The sequence below is a fragment of the Paenibacillus tabacirhizosphaerae genome (assembly GCF_040812395.1).
GTDB lineage: Bacteria > Bacillota > Bacilli > Paenibacillales > NBRC-103111 > Paenibacillus_E.
The window spans coordinates 346,434-362,570 of sequence record NZ_JBFNXH010000005.1 but is presented as its reverse complement, the minus strand read 5'-3'; the positions used below and the strand labels follow the sequence as shown (position 1 = coordinate 362,570).

General features: G+C 42.5%; 10 protein-coding genes and 3 tRNA genes. All 13 read left to right on the top strand.

All coding sequences use genetic code 11. The features are described 5' to 3' along the window. The first annotated feature begins 84 nt into the window (after positions 1 to 84). The 13 genes from ABRS97_RS12285 (at position 85) to ABRS97_RS12225 (ending at position 16,127) form a co-directional block, all read left to right on the top strand. A tRNA-Glu gene (locus ABRS97_RS12285) sits at positions 85 to 156 on the top strand. Between the two features lie 22 nt (positions 157 to 178). Beyond that, positions 179 to 251 (top strand) — tRNA-Lys (locus tag ABRS97_RS12280). Between the two features lie 40 nt (positions 252 to 291). Then, a tRNA-Leu gene (locus tag ABRS97_RS12275) sits at positions 292 to 373 on the top strand. Between the two features lie 591 nt (positions 374 to 964). Beyond that, positions 965 to 5,521, top strand: a complete 4,557-nt coding sequence (locus tag ABRS97_RS12270) for a galactose-binding domain-containing protein (RefSeq protein WP_367814205.1) — start codon at positions 965 to 967, stop codon at positions 5,519 to 5,521. Positions 5,522 to 5,602: 81 nt separating this feature from the next. Beyond that, a complete protein-coding gene (locus ABRS97_RS12265; protein WP_483312449.1) occupies positions 5,603 to 5,830 on the top strand; it encodes a transposase in 228 nt (75 codons plus the stop codon). Positions 5,831 to 6,150: 320 nt separating this feature from the next. Continuing rightward, positions 6,151 to 7,164: an HD-GYP domain-containing protein gene (locus ABRS97_RS12260; RefSeq protein WP_367814201.1), complete on the top strand. Its 1,014-nt coding sequence runs from the start codon at positions 6,151 to 6,153 to the stop codon at positions 7,162 to 7,164. After that, on the top strand, positions 7,161 to 7,445 hold the full coding sequence (locus ABRS97_RS12255; RefSeq protein ID WP_367814199.1) for a LuxR C-terminal-related transcriptional regulator: 285 nt from the start codon (positions 7,161 to 7,163) through the stop codon (positions 7,443 to 7,445). The genes ABRS97_RS12260 and ABRS97_RS12255 overlap by 4 nt, the downstream gene beginning before the upstream one ends. 828 nt (positions 7,446 to 8,273) lie before the next feature. Further along, positions 8,274 to 10,205 (top strand): asparagine synthase-related protein, encoded by a 1,932-nt coding sequence (locus ABRS97_RS12250; protein WP_367814197.1) that lies wholly within the window; start codon positions 8,274 to 8,276, stop codon positions 10,203 to 10,205. Between the two features lie 31 nt (positions 10,206 to 10,236). Continuing rightward, complete coding sequence (locus tag ABRS97_RS12245) at positions 10,237 to 10,371, top strand: paeninodin family lasso peptide (protein ID WP_367814195.1); 135 nt, start codon at positions 10,237 to 10,239, stop codon at positions 10,369 to 10,371. Between the two features lie 148 nt (positions 10,372 to 10,519). Further along, positions 10,520 to 12,325, top strand: coding sequence for an ABC transporter ATP-binding protein (locus tag ABRS97_RS12240; protein WP_367814194.1), 1,806 nt, complete (start codon positions 10,520 to 10,522; stop codon positions 12,323 to 12,325). Positions 12,326 to 12,344: 19 nt separating this feature from the next. Continuing rightward, complete coding sequence (locus ABRS97_RS12235) at positions 12,345 to 13,637, top strand: hypothetical protein (protein ID WP_367814192.1); 1,293 nt, start codon at positions 12,345 to 12,347, stop codon at positions 13,635 to 13,637. Positions 13,638 to 13,842: 205 nt separating this feature from the next. Continuing rightward, on the top strand, positions 13,843 to 15,027 hold the full coding sequence (locus ABRS97_RS12230) for a nucleotidyltransferase domain-containing protein (RefSeq protein WP_367814190.1): 1,185 nt from the start codon (positions 13,843 to 13,845) through the stop codon (positions 15,025 to 15,027). 104 nt (positions 15,028 to 15,131) lie between these two features. Further along, a complete protein-coding gene (locus ABRS97_RS12225; protein WP_367814188.1) occupies positions 15,132 to 16,127 on the top strand; it encodes an LCP family protein in 996 nt (331 codons plus the stop codon). The last annotated feature ends 10 nt before the right edge of the window (positions 16,128 to 16,137 follow it).

Here is a 16,137-nt window from a genome sequence, read left to right as displayed (position 1 = left end):
CAGAATTTGTGCTTGTCATCCCTTGTATTATCCGTTATAATAACACTTGTCGTCAAAACGGGCAGCATGGTTTGAAGACATTATGGCCCGTTGGTCAAGTGGTTAAGACACCTCCCTTTCACGGAGGTAACAGGGGTTCGAGTCCCCTACGGGTCATTATTATCCCAATATGGGCTGCGAGCCATTAGCTCAGTTGGTAGAGCACCTGACTTTTAATCAGGGTGTCGAAGGTTCGAGTCCTTCATGGCTCACTTTCTACCCTAAGGAAGATTTTTTCTTCCAAACATATGCGCGGTCGTGGTGGAACGGCAGACACACCATCTTGAGGGGGTGGCGCTCACAAGGCGTGAGGGTTCAAATCCCTCCGACCGCATCCCGAGAAAAGCCTTGATATATAAGGCTTTTTTTCATTTTTCGCCAATCTCCATGTGGGGATTTCAAGCAAAAGCTTTATCTGTGGTAGTAAAAAGGCAGCAATCCTAGAAGTCGTTGTTTACGCTTCTTTGGTTGCTGCCTTTTTGTTCTGGAAGAGTATTTTACGAGTCCTGCGGCTGCCTCTTCCTGCATAGCATTCCATTTCTCTTTTGTGATGAATTTCCTATGCTCTATGAGAGCATCTAATGTATCATCATCAATGGTGATCGATCTGAAGCTGGATTCATTCTTAGGTGGGCCAAATTCCTCGCCATCATTTCTACCTGATGGAGTAAATTCAACACACATTACTCTGTGTGTCAAAGTAATAATTTGAGTTTCATCTATAGATTCATGTTATTGTGTTCGAAATCGTTGAATTGTACAATTGCGAATATTTGGACTAGAGCATAAATTTTAAGTACTATCTCATGATTCTTTCCAATCGAGGTAGTTTCGAAATGTTTTAAAAGGGGAGGGAGCGTGGGTAGGATTTACATCTAGACAATGTACATGCAATACCGGAACTCAAATTACAAGGAGGATTTTCATGAAAAACCGAGGCATTCGTGCCAGCTTCAAGCTTAGGTCGTTCGCTGTGTACACCATGATCGCAGCCATCGTGTTCAGTTTATTGAACGTCATTCCGCCAACGCATGCAAATGCAGCGGGAGCTTATTTATTATCGCAAGATCGTCCGGCATATTCGTCATCGACGAATGGCAACAGCTCGCCGGATCTTGCTTTTGACAGTAATCAAAGCACGCGTTGGGAGAGCGCATGGGGCGTCGATAATCAATGGATTTATGTCGATCTTGGCGCAAACGCCAGCATTACAGGTGTAACTTTGCGTTGGGAAGGCGCATATTCCACGGATTACAAGCTGCAAACGTCCAATGACGAATTGACGTGGTCGGATGTTTACTCCAATTCTGCGGGTGACGGTGGCGTTGATTTGATAACGCTTACTGCGTCTGGCCGTTATATTCGTTTACTTTCCAATGCGCGTTCAATCGCAGCGTATGGGATTTCATTGTTTGAATTTGAAGTTTATGGTACAGGGGGCGTAAATCCGCCACCGGTTCATCTTGGCACTAACGTTGCCCTGAATAAACCAGTAACGGCGTCCTCCTATGAGGTGGCGGACTATTTGCCGCCAAACTCAACGCTGCCACCTTTGGTTGTTGACGGTGATGCAACAACTCGCTGGTCGTCGAACCACACGGATAACGAGTGGATTTATGTCGATCTAGGCAGCGTGCATACGCTCGGTCGAGTCATCATCAATTGGGAGTCAGCAGCGGGCAGTATTTATAACATCCAAGTTTCCAATGATGCGACGAACTGGACGACGGTGTATCGCGAGATGCATGGCGCAAGCGGCGCAACATTGAACTTACCGATTTACGCTGCGGGTCGTTTTGTTAGAATGCAGGGCATTAGCCGAGCAACGACCTTTGGGTATTCGATCTTTGAATTTCAAGCGTATGACTATGTAGCCGGCGATCCACAACCGACATATACGATCCCAGCGCTGCCAACAATTACAACAGTGCCTGCCGGTCAAGGCAGCTATGCCAAAGACGATATTTCGATTGCACAACCAAGATATCCACAGTACAAAGCGAATACGGTGAATATGCCACTGCCTTCCAATGATTGGTGGCAAGCTATTATGATCAATAAAATCGATAACGGCGTCATTACATTGCCGTTCAAATCCAAGTACACCAAACAAGGCTTGGGTACTTTTAATCCTGGAGCTGGATTTACTTCCACAGATGGCAACGTTCAGGCTGCCGATGGCAATCCGGACATTTACATCACAACGAGTAACATGAATCCAGCCAACATGGTTAACAAAATCACAGGTTATGGCGATTGGTCGGCAGACGCTTCTTTGAGCGACGGCACGTCTGAGATCAAGACCACTTTTGTCAAAGGATCGCCTTATCTGTACAACACATTTCGCGATCCAACTTCAGCACAATTATATTTACCGGCAACAACTCGTTTCTTCGATGACAATAACAACACCATTCTTGCAACCGACGGTGCTACGCTTACCGCAGATCATATCGGTATTCAAGTAACGAATTCGAATGGTGCACCGACACCTGCACAAGTGACAAGATATTATGGCGTAAATGTACCAGCTGGGACAATTTTCACCAAAATCGGTTCTAAGCTGAAAATGCAATTAGGCGGCGGCCAAAATTACATGTCCCTCGCAACACTTCCAGCGGTTTCTAACCTGAACTACTACTACCAACATGGCTATGCATTCGTAACTGGAACGACTGTGTCTTATAACTTTAATGACACGACTTCCGAAGTTTCCACGACGTTTAACTTTACAACTGCTCTTAAACGTACAGGTTTCTCGAATGTAACATTAACAGCGCAATTGCCTCATCAATGGAAAATCACGACAACACCTTTGACGGCGCTTTCTTATCCATCCATTCGTGGAACGATGAAAGTGTCCGAAGGGAATAGCTTCACAACCGTGGACAAATTCTATGGTATCGTTCCCCAATTTACAGAGCCAGGCGATGCAGGTTATTCACGTCAATCGCTGCTTCAGTATTTGGCTCTGCTGGATACCGACACAGCTACCAATCTGATGAATTCCGATGCATACTGGCAAGGCAAAAAATTACATCCGCTTGCAATGGGCGCATTAATTGCCGATCAAATCGGAGATAACAATTACAAAAATTTATTCGTAAGCCGGATGAAAACGATCCTTTCGGATTGGTACACGTATACGGCTGGTGAGCAAAGCTACTACTTCGATTATAACTCAGACTGGGGCACGCTGATCTACAGAGACAGTGGATTCGGCGCTAACTCCGGCATTACGGATCACCATTTTACGTATGGCTATTATGTATTCGCATCAGCAGTACTTGCCAACTTTGATCAGGACTTCAAATTAAAGTATGGAACCATGGTCGACAACTTGATCCGCGACTATGCGAATCCGTCCAAAACAGACCCGCTATTCCCATTCTTCCGTAACTTCGATCCATATGAAGGCCACTCATGGGCTGGTGGTTATGCCGATAACGTAAACAGCGGCAATAACCAAGAAGCTGCAGGCGAAGCGCTATTTGGTTGGGTAGGCGAATATTTATGGGGTACGGCAACAGGCAATACCGCATACCGCAACGCTGGAATTTATGGATTCACAACGGAAGAAAAGGCAGTAGAGCAATATTGGTTCAACTACGACCAAGACAACTGGCTGCCAGGTTATACACACAAATCTGTTGGCCAAGTTTACGGCACTACGAACTTCTTCGGAACCTTCTTTGATGGCCGTCCAACATTTGTGTATGGCATTCACTGGTTGCCAACATCTGAGTACTTGACAACGTACGGCTTCGATACGGCGAAAGTCGGAACGCTTTTCAACGGTCTAATTGCCGATAACGGCGGACCAAGTGATCCATCATGGGATCATATTACGTTACCGATTCAAGCGTTGAGCGATACGCAGGGCGCAATCAATAAATTTAACCCGCCTACAATGCAGCAAAATGAAGTGTTCAACACGTACTGGTTCTTGCACAGTATCAACACGCTAGGCACACGCACCAAAGATATATGGGCAACTGGCGGCGCGAATGCTACCGTGTACAAAAAAGGGACAACTTATAGCGCATTGATATGGAATCCGACTAGCGCTGCAATCACAGTCACTTTCAGAAATAGTGCGGGTACGACAGGTTCGGCAGTAGTACCGGCCGGCAAACTAGTGAATGTGAATCCGCAAAGCACAACGAATCTAGGAACACCACCTGTATTGACTGCTGATGGCACTCAAAACACAGTGGGGCAACCGATCGACATAACTTTCGCCGATAATACGGCATGGAGGGGCGCGATCAACGCAGTAACGGTGGATGATACAGCAGTCGCTGCGAATCAATATACCGTGACTGCAGGTAAATTGACATTGAACGCTGCACTGTTTCCGATAGCCAAATCTTATGCGATTACAGTGAAAGCGACCGGGTATTCCGATGCAACCGTATCCCAAGCTATCGCAGCGGCACCTTCTGTGAATCTTGCATTGAACAAAACGGCAACTTCCTCAGCCAATCCGCTTCAAGCAGCAAACTTTGCGTTTGACGGCAATCCGGGTACTCGCTGGGAATCTGCAAGCAGCGATCCGCAGTGGATCTCTGTTGATCTAGGATCGACCCAATCCGTTAATCGCGTCGTCCTGAACTGGGAGCCTGCCTACGCGAAGAGCTATAAAGTCGAAGTATCGACTGACGGCACGAATTGGTCGCAAGTTTACGCGACTACTACCGGAGACGGCGGTATCGATGATCTTTCGTTCACGGCAACGAATGCCAGATATGTTCGCATGACAGGCACGGTGCGCGGAACGATTTATGGTTATTCGCTCTGGGAGTTTGAAGTCTATGGCAGCGGAGCAGTTATTCAAACGCCTCCGTCACTTGCAGCCGACGCAACTCTGAACAACGTCGGTCAACCAATAGACGTTACGTTCACTGATAACGCGGCATGGAGAGGCGCGATCAACGCAGTAACGGTGGATGGTACAGCAGTCGCTGCGAATCAATATACCGTGACTGCAGGTAAAGTGACATTGAACGCTGCACTGTTTCCGACAGCCAAGTCTTATGCGATTGAAGTGAAAGCGACCGGGTATTCCGATGCAACCGTATCCCAGGCTATCGCAGCGGCAGCTTCTGTGAATCTTGCGTTGAACAAAACGGCAACTTCCTCAGCCAATCCGGTGCAAGCAGCAAACTTTGCGTTTGACGGCAATCCGGGTACTCGCTGGGAATCTGCAAGCAGCGATCCGCAGTGGATCGCTGTTGATCTCGGAGCCGCAATGAACATCAGTCGTGTATTATTGAACTGGGAGACTGCATTTGGCTCAAGCTATAAAATCGAAGTATCGACCAATGGCACGAATTGGACGCAAGTATTTGCTACAACTACTGGTGACGGCGGTATCGATGACATTTCCTTTGCAGCAACAAACGCTAGATATGTTCGCATGACAGGTACTGTGCGTGCAACGCAGTGGGGCTATTCCTTATGGGAAATGGAAGTATATTAGAGTAGCAAGATCGCTTTGTAGCTTTCCATAAACTAAAAGAAACTGTCGTCTCGTTTGAGGCGGCAGTTTGTTTGTTGAGCTATTGACAACTCGCCATTCTTGAAAGTAGTATCTAAAAAGAGCTTAAACGGAAAACAGACACAGCTAAATTATGCTGCAATGTTAGTTTCTTTGTTCGTTCGTGTCATGGAGCGAATTCCAACGATGAAAGACCTCGTCAAAAGATTGGCAAGAAACGTGGAATTCAGCACGCAATGTGGATTTACCGGTTCAGACCGAATCCCTAGTGAAGCATCTTCAGCAGAATGATCCGTAAACTGCAACAATGCTACTCATATCGAGGCCAGAGATCGTCAGCCTGAGAAGGAAACAGCAGCTACAGAAAGCGCCGACGAATTATCAACGGAACTTCAAATCCCTCCGACTGCATCCCAAGAAAGCGCCTAGAATATTCAAGTTTTTCTTATGCTGAAAAACGATATAATCGTTTGAAACCTTTTTGCCATCTTGTAAATAGGTTATTTTTCCCATTATTATAGGTAGAATTCAGGAATTAATTACCATAGTAGTCGAGAACTTTGTCGTATATAATTGAATTGGTTATATTTTGAAATAATGGGGAGCTACAATTGAGAGAATTATTGGGCAAGCGTTTGAAATATGATGTCACAACGAGTTATGGCCTTGTACTGGTTCCTAGCCAAACTGTGCTGGATCAAGATCATTTAAATCTGTTTCAGCAGCATCGGATTGATGCCGTGGAGATTATTACAACATCAGAAGCCGAAAGAGTGTCTGCCCCCGATTCTTCCCGCCTCCTTGTAGAGAAAGCGTCTCTATATGCGAAGGAAATATTCGAACGCATTCAAGCCAGGAAGAAAGTCCCTTTGCTTGAAATAAAAAATGAATTAATACCAATCGTGCAGCAAGCTGCCGACCACCCCGATTTATATCAATTGTTTGAAGCGGTCAAAGCGAAAGATGAATATACGCATCAACATAATATAGGTGTTGGGATCTTATCGACATTACTAGCCAAATGGTTAGGGCTTGGAGAAAGCGAGATTGCATTAGTTTCTCTCGCGGCCACGATGCACGATGTCGGTAAAGTTCAAATTTCAGAAGAGATTTTGCTGAAGCCAGGCACGCTGACAGAAGCGGAATTCACAGAAATGAGACGACATACGATTTATGGTTATAACATATTGAAGGATACTGTAGGTCTGAGCTATCGGGCTGCTTTGGTTGCTTTACAGCATCATGAACGGGAGGATGGCAGCGGATATCCGCTTCGTTTAACGTCGGGCCATATTGATCCCATTAGTCGGATTGTTGCTGTTGCCGATGTGTTTCATGCGATGTCGTCCAAACGACCTTATCATGAGGCAATGCCGTTCTATGAAGTTGTTAGCCGCATGAGAAAAGGTTACTTCGGTGAACTGGATCCTAATATCGTATCCGTCTTTCTAGCCAACATGATCCGCAATTTGATCGGGCGAAGAGTTCAGCTAACAGACGAACGTTTCGGGGAAGTTATTTACATTAATCCTAGTGACGACACCAATCCCTTGATCAAGATTGAGGACACATTCCTTGATCTTAGCAAAGAACGTCACATTCATATAAAGGGAGTTATTGCATGAGTATGGATGATGCACTACAGCATTTCACTGCTTATTATGGTCTCACTCATCGTGAATCGGAAATTCTTATCTTGTTAGCCACACATGGGTATACCAACAGGGAAATCGCTGAAAGCTGTTTTATTAGTGAAAAAACGGTGAAAATTCATCTAGCGAATATTATGAGCAAAATAGGTACCAGCTCTATGCGAAGATTGCTTGCGCTTATTTTACAGCAATCCTTCTTAGTTACGAGACTTACTAATGATACGAGTAGAGTTACATCAATGGGCATGAATTAATAAACGGAGAACGGCCAGGACCCTCTAAATAGGAGGGTCTTTTTTAAGGTTATAGAATTGATATGTTGTTTTAAGGGGAGCAAGCTTGGTTTGGAGAGATGGTACTGTAAGCGGTTCATCGAACCATGGGTTTCTTTGAAAGACGTTATCATGAGTGGGCTAGCGGAACTACGGTGCGTTATGGCTAGTTATATCGGCTTGAATGGGCATTTCGCGGAACTGCAGTACGCTATGCATCAGAAATTTGGGATTTCACGCTAGCAAGTACCTGTTTAACGCATCATAGTTCCTCGTCATGGTAAAAAAATAGGGAATTCAAAGAGATAACGCACCGTAGTTCCGTCGTTACAGCTGGGCGATAACCCTGATGGAAAAGAGAAGTGGAAGGCAGCTCAAAAGTAGAACAGAAGAGGGGATGGGTATGGGGTGGAGAAGCGTTAGCGCCCGTATTTGAAATCGTCTTATTACCACTAAGTAAATTCAATAAAAAGACGATTTCAAGAAACGGTCGGAACCCCATTCTTAAGTCCACTCCCCATGCGCCAACATATGGTTTATATTAAGGACGCCGCGAGGCGTTTTTCTTATATGGAGCGTACCCAGAAATAAGTACGCTAGTTGGTGAATGTCCAACCAAGTCGCGCTTGTAACTGAAAGCTTACCGCAGGGTGAATTCCTTTTGCGAAAGCAGTACCAAGTTCTGGAAAAAATATGGTGAAAAATAAATGATTTATGATAAAATAGATACAAATTGTATCATAAAAAGTTCTGTTTGCTCATTATAATAATTAGTGACTTTTGAGCAAGGATTGAAATGAGGCAGGAACGATGAGTGCTATAGCTGGGATCCTTAATTTTCATGAAGGTCCTGTAACAACTGAAGATAGCGGGAAAATGATGCGATCCTTAAGGAGATATCCAGCTGATGACATACAAGTATGGCACAGTAGATCTATCTTTTTTGGTTGTCACGCACAGTGGATTACTCCCGAATCTGTACATGAGCAACTGCCTTATTATGATGAGCAAAATAAGCTTGCAATCACCGCGGATGCGATTATCGATAATCGGAGTGAACTATTTCATCGTCTGCAGATTGAACCAACTAGACAAACACACATTTCTGATAGTGAGCTTATTCTTAAAGCTTATCGGAAGTGGGGGAAGGAAACGCCTAATTACTTAGTTGGCGATTTTGCGTTTGTCATTTGGGATGAACGTGCACAGCTTCTTTTTGGAGCCCGTGATTTATTTGGAAGTAGAACTTTGTATTTTTACGAGACTCAACAAAGATTTTCATTTTGTACGGCGATCCATCCCTTATTTACTTTGCCTAATGTGAAGAAGGAGCTCAATGAAGCCTGGCTATCCGAATATCTGGCTATTCCCGGATTAATGGATTCAACGGACGTTTTTTCTACAGTGTATAAAGATGTTAAACAATTACCTCCGGCGCATTCTATTACTGTCGTAGATGGTAAGACTACACTTGTACATTACGGTACACCGTTATCGGAAGAGAAGCTGAAATTTAAATCGAATACCGATTATGAAGAAGCACTACGAGAGGTATTCCAGCAAGCCGTAGATGCAAGAATCCGAACTCATCGACAAGTAGGTGCTCAATTAAGTGGCGGATTAGACTCCGGATCCGTTGTCAGCTTTGCTGCAAGGAGCTTGCACGAGGAGCGGAGATCTTTGCATACCTACAGTTTTATCCCGGATCAGGATTTTGTCGATTGGACAGGTAGGACGAGTGTTGCTAATGAAAGTCCCTTTATTCAAGCAACCATTGATCATATAGGTAATATTTCTAGCAACTATCTTAATTTTCCTAATAAAACTCCTTTAACGGAAATAGATGATTTTTTGGAGATTCTAGAGTCGCCATACAAATTTTTCGAAAACTCAATATGGGTAAAGGGCTTTTATGAGTATGCTTCACAGCGGGATATTGGAGTTCTGCTGACAGGTGCAAAAGGGAACTATACGATTTCATTTGGATCGGCAGTAGACTATTATGCTATTCTCTTGCAAAGATTCCAATGGATTCGTTTTCACCAGGAATTTAAGTCATTTAGCAGGTCATTGGGGATCGGGAGGTCTAGATTATTACCTAAATTGATGAAACATGCCTTTCCATTCATGGATACTTCAAAAAAACGGAGCGACGAAGCGGATATTCCATATCTCATCCATCCAGATCTAGCCAAACGGACCCGGGTCTATGAAAGACTGCAGGATTATGACGTTGGATTTAAAGAGAGCTCCGTAAATTTTTTAAATGAAAGAGAAGACTATTTTTTAAATCTAGCTGCCCTTAGCTTGCAAGGCACATGTTCAACTAAGCTATCTTTGCAACACGCGGTTTGGGAAAGGGATCCTACTTGCGACCTAAGGGTTGTCCGTTTTTGTTTATCCCTACCTCATGAGCAATTTGTTCAAAATGGGATGGGGAGATCGCTAATTCGAAGATCAACAGAGTTTTATTTACCGGACAAAGTCCGGCTCAATCACCGTACTCGAGGAATCCAGGGCGTAGATTGGATACATCGCATGGCGCCGTCATGGAGTTCATTCATAGCTGAACTACATAAGCTTTGTGAGGATCGTCATGTTTCTGGCTTGTTTAATGTTCCGTGGATTCGGGAGACAATTGCGAAGCTGGGGAATTCTCCCCGTCCAGAATTAGCGCTTGATTTGAACATTAGGAGTCTTGTGCGAAGTATTATTGTGTATCGGTTTATACAAAAATTCTGATCAACCCTAGCTATGAAAGGAGGTGAAATCTATGAAAAAATGGCAAGAACCAGTATTGGAAGTACTGGAAATCAGCGAAACAAAGGCTGGTACAGGTACAACAAAGGTTGATTCTACATATGTAAATGGCAAGCTGGTTGACTTGGATATTTATGATCCGTCCTAATTTCCTACTTGTATTGGTTCTAAGGTCCTTATTGCGATGTACATCTCGCATAAGGACCTCCTTTAGAGGAGTTCGACCTAGCATTAAGGATGCAGGAATTTATGGATGACACAGTAAAAAATGCAAGCGCAAACAAGGGAGTTATAAGATGATCCAAATGCTACCCTATATCAAAAAGTTGCACAAAATTGCCGGTATTAAGATTTATTTTAATTTTTTTTCTATGATGATCATAAGCTCACTCGAAGGTTTTGCGATCTATTTATTAGTACCCATGCTGAGTCTAACAGGGCTATTCAATGCGAAATTAGGGAATATTCCTTTTATTTCTGAATTTAATAAAGCTCTGGCGGAGATACCGGATACTTTTCATACTCCTGCTATTCTAGCCATCTACATGATTGTGGTGGTAAGCCAAGCATTGCTCCAAAGAAATCAATTGATACAAAATCAAAAAATTCAACAAAGCTATATGAAATTTTTGAGAATAGAGACCTATCAGGCTTTGCTGCGAGCGAACTGGAGCTTTTTCCTTAGAAAAAGGAAGTCAGATTTTAATCATATTATGACTACAGAAGTGGTCAATGTCACACAGGGAACGATCTCCATATTGAGATTAGGCACTTCTTTTATTTTCACATTCATACAAATTGGGTTTGCAATGTGGTTATCAGTAAAATTAACTTTACTCATTTTGGCATGCGGGGTAATTTTAGCACTTTTTACTCGTAAATTTTTAAAAAGCGCAAAAAAAATCGGTGAAAAAAACCTCGAACTATCAAGGAGCTATTTGGGAGGAATCACCGATCATTTTAATGGGATAAAGGATATAAAAAGTAATAGTTTGGAGGAACATCACTCAAGTTGGTTTCGTTCGATCAATGACAGAATGGAATCTCAATATATTCGGTTTGTAAAATTGCAATCCACATCTCAACTTATATATAAAGCAACAGCAGCTGTATTAATTTGCGTGTTCATATGGTTATCATTCCATTATTTCCACTTGCAAGCAGGCAGTCTGATGCTTATCATTATCATCTTCTCACGATTGTGGCCTCAATTTACCGCGATACAATCGAATTGGGAACAAATCGTATCGGTTGTTCCTTCTTTTAGCAACCTGCAAAAAATTCATGATGAGTGCATGGAGGCGAAAGATTTAGAAGTTTTATTCCACACACCTAATCAGGAAAATGCTATTCGCATCAAGCAAGGAATGAAGTGCCATGATTTGTATTATCGGTACGATAAAGATCATTCAGTCTACGCGCTTGAGGAGATTAATATGATAATACCAGCTAATAGTATGACAGCTATTGTTGGAAAGTCAGGCGCTGGGAAGAGTACGCTAATTGATATACTGATTGGACTTATACAACCTGAGCAGGGCGAAGTGACGATAGACGGTGTAGCTTTAACGAGCGAAAATATGGTTTTATTAAGAAGCGCTGTTAGCTATGTTTCACAAGATCCCTTTTTGTTTCATTCGACGATTAGAGAAAATCTGATGCTAGTTGACCCGAATGCAAATGAGAAGCAACTATGGGAAGCGTTACAATTTTCAAATTCGGATGCGTTTGTACGCGAGCTTCCACAGGGTCTGGATACCGTAATCGGGGACCGAGGTACTAGACTATCTGGTGGAGAAAGACAGCGGATCGTTTTGGCGAGAGCGATTTTGAGAAAGCCTGCTATTCTTGTTTTGGATGAGGCGACAAGTGCCTTAGATAATGAAAATGAAGCGAAAATCCAAGCGGCCCTTCATCGGTTAAAGGGAAGCATGACGATTGTTGTGATTGCTCATCGATTATTAACCATCAGAAATGCTGATCAAGTTATTGTTCTGGATAAAGGGAAGATTGTTCAGCAGGGTGGATATCAACAGTTGTCTCAAGAGACCAAAGGGACGTTTAGTAAGCTGTTAAGCTATCAAGCGGAAGTGAATGCATAAAGTTTGGAGGGTAGGGTATATGGCTGGTGAGAAATTGATTATTTTTAAAAATCTAGTTCTGTTGCTTTTTTACAGTCTCTTTCTGTCAGGCTCAGCGCCTGAGGCCAAGGTGAGCTTTGAAAAAGAGGGTTCTTTAAAATCAGATGTAACATCAAGATTAGAAAATTTGGGACAACCCTTTTTGAAAGCTGCCTATGCAAGGAATGTATGGGATATGCAAGTTTTTGAGGGAAAGATCTATGTAGGATACGGTAACAGCAGTAATGAAGGTCCTTCTGCAAATGCAGGGCCGATCCCTATTTATTATTATGATCCGATTACTAATAAATTTGATGTTCAAGAGGTTATTTCGTCTGATTCATCAAAAAGAGCGGAAACTAAGAAATATGTCGATGAAGAACAAATAGACATATTTAAAGTACTAAATGGAAAGCTGTATGTGCCTGGAAATGATTCTCGGGAAGGATGGAAATTTGGTAATTACTATAAATTAGATCATGATAAGTGGATAAAATATAGGAACATTCCTAATGGCGTACATGTCTATGATATGGCTTACTATGATGGAAAGCTATTTGTATCGGTAGGAACAAGTTCAACGGCTGATGTATTAATGTCAGAGGATGATGGGGTCACCTGGACTAAAATAGGTGCCGTCGGAGGAAAGCCGGGAAGAGCGTACACATTATTCGAATTTAAGAAAAACCTCTATGCGGTTAGTGCCATACCTGCAAAAAATAATAAATGGCCAGATGAGGCGAAGATTTTATCAATTAAAGGAGATACTGTGGGAGGCAAGAAACCGGATACCTCGCAGGTGACTGTTTACGGAAGTGAAATGCTGCCTGGGATTACCAAGCAAATTCACGAATATATGCCGCCTCCTTATATGAAAATGGTTCGAACGACCGTTGTGAATGATAAATTATTATACATCGCAGGAGAAATTGTCAACGATGGCCAATGGACGCCGAGAGGTTTGGTAGTAGCAGATGATTTAAATGACGCAAGGCAAGTAGCCCTGCCTAATCCTGATGCATTGCCTATGGACATTCTAGTTCGCAATCATACAATTTATGTGTTAACGTATACGTCAACATCACCAGGCAAGTATACGAATACGATTTATAAGGCCAACAGTAACAACCTTACGAAGTGGACTGAATTATTAGAGTTTAAGCAGGACACATTTGCGCGGTCATTTGAAGAATTGAACGGGGACTTCTACTTTGGGCTCGGAAGTGACACTGACGTTACACCGGAATCAACAGGGAGGATTCTAAGAATTAGAAATTCAGCTGTGGAAAATTAGCGTGTAAAATATAGTTCAAATTACCTGTGATCTATGGTATTATCACGATAGATCAGATACAATTTGTATCAAGTTGAAATGTCAATGATAACATAGCCGCATAGCAAGTAAGCGTACAAAATAGACATAGGACCAGGTAAATAATAACTATGTTTCACAATAAATGAAAATCAATGTCTATGCATAGACTTATTGGGGGGAGATTATGAAAAAAGAAACAGAGGTTGACGTTAGCTGCTTTTCTAAAGAACTGGAATGGATGATTCTTCTCTTGCAGGATCAGCGGGAGCAAGAGGAAGTGATCCGTCAGTTGCCAACTGATATGGATTGGACCATATTCATGGAATTGGTTAGGCATCATCGTGTGTATCCGTTGGTTTATACCAAGCTTAAGGAAATCGATGCAGATGGTATACCGAAATTTGTTATTCAATCTCTAGGCGCTTATTACAAGAAGAATACGTTTCAGATGCTTTATCTAAGCGCTGAAATGGAGAGAGTTTGTAAGGTTTTCGACGAGAATCAAATCAGGTCCTTACAGTTGAAAGGTCCTGTGTTATCGAAGGAAATATATGGAGATTTATCGCTTAGGACATCCAAGGATCTGGATATCCTTGTGCCTTTTGTGGATGTAGAGAAGGTAGAGGAGGTTTTGAAAGAACTTGGCTATGAGGAAGAAGTTGAGTTTTCGAGAGTATTGAATGACTGGAAATGGAGACATCATCATATATCTTATTTTCATCATGAGAAAAAAGTTCAAATTGAAGTGCACTGGAAGTTAAGTCGAGGAAGTATAAAAGAACCCGATTTCGAGGAATTATGGGAACGTCGCAGATTGAGCACACTTACTTCATACCCGATAGGCATTCTTGGAATGGAGGATTTACTCCTGTTTCTGATTTCCCACGGAGCTCGACATGGATGGTTTCGTCTACGATGGTTAAAAGATATTGAGTTGATTGTTGAAAAAGAAGTGGATTGGAATAAACTGAGCTCGCTTCAAAAATCGTATCAAAGCAAACATTTGGGGCTATCTTTATTACTATTGAACAAACTTTTCATGAAGCGCTTTCCACAGGGGATTCATACAAGTGTATCTGCTCGAAAGGTTCAAAAGTTAGCGCAACAAGCGATCTTGTTCATCGGATCCATGGAAAATCTATTCGATGACTCGCCTCCAATAGAAATGAAACGTGCACTTCAACGGTATTTGTTCTCCATAAAAAGCACTGGCGAAAAGTGGAAATACATTGCAATGATGCTAAGTCCTAGTTCTAGAGATGCACAAGCATTGCCGCTTCCCCAAAAATTCCAATTATTCTACTATCCTCTGAGACCTTTTATTTGGTGCTGGAGGAGGTTGAGAAATAGATTTGAAACATATGGTTAGTACTTGTAGGGACTTAAACAAAGTTCGTTTAAACTTGTTTTAGCACTTTGGTAATGATACAATTTGTATCAAAAGAAAGGTGCTAATTGAAGGATGTGATCAAAGTGAAGCGATGGATTATCTATACAGTCGGGTCAATCGTTGGAGGTATAGTCCTTTTAGGGGGGTACGGGTATTGGAGTATTGACCCGAAAAATCATTTTGAGAAGATAAATATCCCAGTATTAGCGGTATCAGCGGCAACGCCCAATGAAATCCCCATTGTAACTAGTCCGTCCCCTTCGCCTCCGACAAGTTTTTCAGAACAAACTCACACTGAAAGTAAAGACATAAAAGCTTTTAACGTTTTAGTCATAGGTATTGATGCCCGTGCCGATGAAGTCTCACGCTCGGATGTTATTATGGTGGTTCATGTCATACCGGAACAGAAAAAGGCGAACATTGTCTCATTACCCAGGGATACTAGGGTGCATATCAACGGAGTAGGTTATACCAAGCTGACTCATGCGCATTTTATAGGTGAAACTCAAGGTGGGAATCGCGGCGGAACTGAAGAGTTGGTGCAGGTTGTTAGTGATTTTTTAGACGTGCAGATCAATTATTTTGTGAAAACGAATTTTGTTGGATTTAAAAATTTTATTGATACGATCGGCGGCGTCGATGTTCTAGTAGATCAAGATATTCATCTGAGACAAAACAAAAAGGATTTATCGGCAGGTGAACAGCATATTGACGGGGATATGGCGCTTAGTTTGGTGAGGGAAAGATGGGCATTCCCAGAAGGTGATTTCGGACGCCAAAAGGAGCAATCCAAAATTCTTAAAAGCGTGGCTCAAGAGCTGTTAGCTCCTAATCATATCCTAGAGACTGCATCCCAGATACCAACGCTTCGAAAAGATATTGTGGATACGAATTTTACTGATTCAGACGTCCTAAGTTTACTTCGTTTGTTTAAAGGAATGAGCCAAGATGAATTCCAGTATGCACAAATCGCCGGGAAAAGGGGATATGCCATGGATCCTCTCGTCAAATCCAATCTATACTACTGGATTCCAGATGATGTCCAGGTGAAGGGATTAAGTGAGAAATTACTAAAATAATTGATAGGGA

What these genes read in the sequence shown, in the direction of transcription:
- ABRS97_RS12230 (WP_367814190.1), top strand. Translation starts at nt 13,843, where the DNA reads ATGAAAAAAGAAACAGAGGTTGACGTTAGCTGCTTTTCTAAAGAACTG.
- ABRS97_RS12270 (WP_367814205.1), top strand. Translation starts at nt 965, where the DNA reads ATGAAAAACCGAGGCATTCGTGCCAGCTTCAAGCTTAGGTCGTTCGCT.
- ABRS97_RS12250 (WP_367814197.1), top strand. Translation starts at nt 8,274, where the DNA reads ATGAGTGCTATAGCTGGGATCCTTAATTTTCATGAAGGTCCTGTAACA.
- ABRS97_RS12255 (WP_367814199.1), top strand. Translation starts at nt 7,161, where the DNA reads ATGAGTATGGATGATGCACTACAGCATTTCACTGCTTATTATGGTCTC.
- ABRS97_RS12240 (WP_367814194.1), top strand. Translation starts at nt 10,520, where the DNA reads ATGATCCAAATGCTACCCTATATCAAAAAGTTGCACAAAATTGCCGGT.
- ABRS97_RS12235 (WP_367814192.1), top strand. Translation starts at nt 12,345, where the DNA reads ATGGCTGGTGAGAAATTGATTATTTTTAAAAATCTAGTTCTGTTGCTT.
- ABRS97_RS12245 (WP_367814195.1), top strand. Translation starts at nt 10,237, where the DNA reads ATGAAAAAATGGCAAGAACCAGTATTGGAAGTACTGGAAATCAGCGAA.